The sequence below is a fragment of the Nocardioides sp. genome (assembly GCF_031422975.1).
GTDB lineage: Bacteria > Actinomycetota > Actinomycetes > Propionibacteriales > Nocardioidaceae > Nocardioides.
This window is the reverse complement of record NZ_JANPEO010000520.1, coordinates 1-3,674: the sequence shown is the minus strand read 5'-3', so window position 1 is coordinate 3,674 and position 3,674 is coordinate 1. Positions and strand designations below refer to the sequence as shown.

The 3,674-nt window shown below is 70.3% G+C and carries 3 protein-coding genes; all 3 read right to left on the bottom strand.

Going from position 1 to position 3,674, the window contains the following annotated elements; genetic code table 11:
• Positions 1-63: 63 nt before the first annotated feature.
• From RMO85_RS15565 to RMO85_RS15555, 3 genes are read right to left on the bottom strand one after another with little or no spacing between them, the layout of a single operon-like run.
• Complete coding sequence (locus RMO85_RS15565) at positions 64-1,965, bottom strand: ASKHA domain-containing protein (RefSeq protein ID WP_310529633.1); 1,902 nt, start codon at positions 1,963-1,965, stop codon at positions 64-66.
• A 7-nt stretch (positions 1,966-1,972) separates the two neighbouring features.
• Positions 1,973-2,860: a dihydropteroate synthase gene (locus RMO85_RS15560; protein ID WP_310529632.1), complete on the bottom strand. Its 888-nt coding sequence runs from the start codon at positions 2,858-2,860 to the stop codon at positions 1,973-1,975.
• On the bottom strand, positions 2,860-3,525 hold the full coding sequence (locus RMO85_RS15555) for a corrinoid protein (RefSeq protein WP_310529631.1): 666 nt from the start codon (positions 3,523-3,525) through the stop codon (positions 2,860-2,862). Before RMO85_RS15555 ends, RMO85_RS15560 begins: the two co-directional genes overlap by 1 nt.
• Between the last annotated feature and the right edge of the window lie 149 nt (positions 3,526-3,674).

Sequence of the window (3,674 nt, the reverse complement as noted above, 5' to 3'; positions counted from 1 at the left end):
CGAGAGCTGGTCGACGATCTTGTCGTTGAATTCGGGGCGGTCGGAGAGCTCGTCATAGGCCACCTACTCGAGCAGCGGCCGGGCGCCGGCGCGCTCGCGCACCGACAGCAGAGCCATCTTCGCGCCCTCGCCGGCGACGTTTCCGGCGGCGACGATCCGCAGGACCGTCAGCTTGGGTACGAGACCGTTGCGGACGGCGGAGGCAGTGGAGAGGTAGCTGCCGAAGGAACCCGCGAGCTGCACCTGCTGGACGTCGCGGTGCTCGAGGCCGAGCTGCTCGAGAAGCAGCGTCCAGCCGGTCGAGATCGCGGCCTTGGCGAACTGGAGCTCTCGGACGTCGCGTTGCGAGAGGTAGACACACTCCGCCGGCTCGGTCTCCGGGGTGGGCCGGTGCAGCAGGAAGACGCGCTCCTCGCCGATCTTCGCCAACCGGTCGGCCAGGGCGGGCGCGATCTCCTTGGCCGACTCGTCGGGCACCATCCGGCCGGAGCTGTCGAGCAGGCCAACGCGCACCAGCTCGGCCACGGCGTCGACCAGCCCGGACCCGCACAGCCCGCGAGGCTCCACGTCGCCGATCACGCCGAGGGTGACGGCCGGCTCGTCGCCGAGCGCGGTGGGATCGAGCTTGATCACCTCGATGGCGCCGTCCGCGGCGCGCATCCCGCACCGGATCGCGCCGCCCTCGAAGGCCGGCCCCGCCGGTGCGGCGGTGGACAAGATGGTGTCGCCGTCACTGAGCACGATCTCGCAGTTGGTGCCGACGTCGATGAAGAGCCGGGTGCGCTTGTCGCGGTCCATGCCGGTGGCCAGCATGCCGGCCACGATGTCGCCGCCGACGTAGGCCCCGAGGGCCGGGAAGAAGAAGGCGCGCGCCCGAGGATGCAGCGTCAGGCCGAGCTCGGCGGCGAGCACCGAGGGGGGCTGGGCGCTGGTCATCACGAACGGTGCGACACCGAGTGGCTCGGGGTCGATCCCCAGGGCCAGCGCGGTCATCGTGGCGTTGCCGGCGATCGCGACCTCGTAGACCTGCGCGGGATCGATGCCCGCCTGTCGGCAGACCTGTCCGGCCAGCTCGGCCAGGGTGGCACCCGCAGCCTCCTGCAGGCGGCCCAGCGTGTCCTTGTCCATCATCGTCGCGCTGATGCGGGTGATCACGTCGCCACCGAAGGGCTGCTGCTTGTTGAGCATCGACGTGACGGCGAGCGGGGTGCCGGTGCCGACATCGAGCAGCGTCCCGACCACGGTCGTGGTGCCGAGGTCGAAGGCGATCGCATAGCGGTGGGCGCTGGTGTCGCCCGGCTCGACGTCGATGAGATCCTCGTCGACGATCACCGCGGTCACCTTGAAGTCGGCCTCGCGCAGCACGGTGGAGAGTCGGCGGAGCACGTGCAGGTCGGCGGTGAGCTCGAGGTCGTCGATCGCGTCGGTCAGCCGGGCCAGGTCGGTGCGCTGGTCGGCGAGGGTGGCCTCCTGGAGCTCGACGTACCTCTTCTGCACGGCCGGGCGCAGGATCACCTGGCGCCCGATGCCGACCGTCGCCGCCTTGGGTCGCGTGGTCAGCGGTGGCACCTCGACCGCGAGGTTGCGGGTGGCCTGCACCAGGCAGCCGAGCCGCCACCCCTGGGCGATCTGCTCGCTGTTGAAGGTGCGCACGTCATGGCGGGTGATGGGGACCTGGCCGCCCTCGACGCGGATCTTGCACTTGTGGCAGGTGCCGTGACCGCCGCAGGTCGAGTCGATGGCGATGCCGTTCCAGGACGCGGCGTCGAAGACGGTCACGCCCGGGGGGACGCGTACGCCGCGCTGCGTCGGCGGCACCTCGGCGCCGCCCTCGGCCAGGCTGTGGATCGTGAACGCGAGGTCGACCCGGCCGGTGCCGTCGTGGTTGGCCGGTTCGGCCCCCGAGGGCTCGATCAGGCCCTCGCGGGCCACGTCCGCGAGGGAGAAGTCGGGCCCGTCGCTCACCGTGACGTCACTGGGCTGCTGCCGCTTCTCTTGCCTGCCGGGCCCGGTGGGCTGAGATCCACGCGCCGCCCCACTCGTCGTGGCCGAGCAGCAGGTCGGCGGCCTTGACCGCCTCGACGATCTCGGGCGTCCGGGTGTCCATGATCGCGCTCGTGAGCCCGGCGGTCATCGCCATCGGCAGGAAGGCCGCGCCGAGGGCGTGCCGGGACGGCATCCCGAACGACACGTTCGACGCGCCGCACGTCATGTTGACGCCGAACTCCTCGCGGATGCGACGCATCGTCTCCAGGGTCGTGTTGACGACCTCCTGGTCGGCGCCGATCGGCATGGCCAGCGGGTCGATGACGATGTCGGCGGCGGCGATGCCGTACTCCTTCGTCGCGACCTCGATGATCTTGCGGGTCAGCACGATCCGCTTCTCGACCTCCATCGGGATCTCGTCGGCATCGTTGGGCAGCGCGATGATCGCGGCGTCGTACTTCTTGACGAGCGGGAGGATCTGCTCCATCCGCTCGTCCTCGGCGGTGATCGAGTTGACCAGCGCCCGGCCCTGGTAGACCGAGAGCCCGGCCTCGAGCGCCTCCACCACGGAGGAGTCGATGCAGATCGGCTTGTCGCTGAGCTCCTGGACCAGGATGATCGCGCGGGCCAGGAGATCGGCCTCGTCGGTCAGCGGCACGCCCATGTTGATGTCGAGGACATCGGCGCCGCCCTCGACCTGGGCCTTCACGTCGCGCTCGATCGCGGACAGGTCGCCCGCGCGCAGCTGCTCCTGGAAGATCCTGCGGCCCGTCGGGTTGATGCGCTCACCGATCAGGCAGAAGCGGGTGTCGTGCCCGATGACCACCTGCTGGGTGGCCGATCGCAGCACGGTCTCGAGCCGGGGGGCCGCCATCAGGCGGGCACCTTTGCGCGCTTGTCCTGGAGCAGGGCCTTGGCGCGGCGGACGGTCTGCGAGGCGTCGGCGGCATAGCCGTCGGCGCCGACCGCGTCGGCGTACTCCTGGGTGACGGGGGCGCCGCCGACCATCACGATCACGTCGCCGCGGATGCCGGCCTTCTCGAGCGCGTTCATGTTGGCCTTGAACATCGGCATCGTGGTGGTGAGGAACGCCGAGAAGCCGACGATGTCGGGCTGGTGCTCCTCGATGGCCGCCACGAACTTCTCCGGCGCCACCTGCACTCCGAGGTCGATGACCTCGAAGCCGGCGCCCTCGAGCATGATGTTGACGAGGTTCTTGCCGATGTCGTGGACGTCGCCCTTGACGGTGCCCATCAGGAACTTGCCGACCGTCTGCACGCCGGTCTCGGCGAGCAGCGGTCGGAGGCGCTCCATCGCGCCTGCCATGGCGCGGCCGGCGATCAGCATCTCCGGGACGAAGAAGTCGCCCCGCTCGAAGCGCGCGCCGACCTCCTCGAGCGACGGGATGAGCGCGTCGAACAGCAGGGTCTGGGGCTCCATGTCGAGCGTGAGTCCCTCGTTGGTCAGCTCGAGGACGCGGGGGGCGTTGCCGACCAGCGTCTCGTCGTACAGGCCTTGCAGGATCTCCTCGGGAGTCATGCGACCACCTCCTCGTTGTGTGCCGTGCCGGGAACCGATTCGTGGGTGCTGCCGCGCAGCAGGGTGGAGAGTTGGCTGGCGCGAGCCAGCAGCCGGTGGCCGAGCTCGTCGAGCCGGCCCTCCAGTCGTGGGCTGGGCCCGGAGATGCC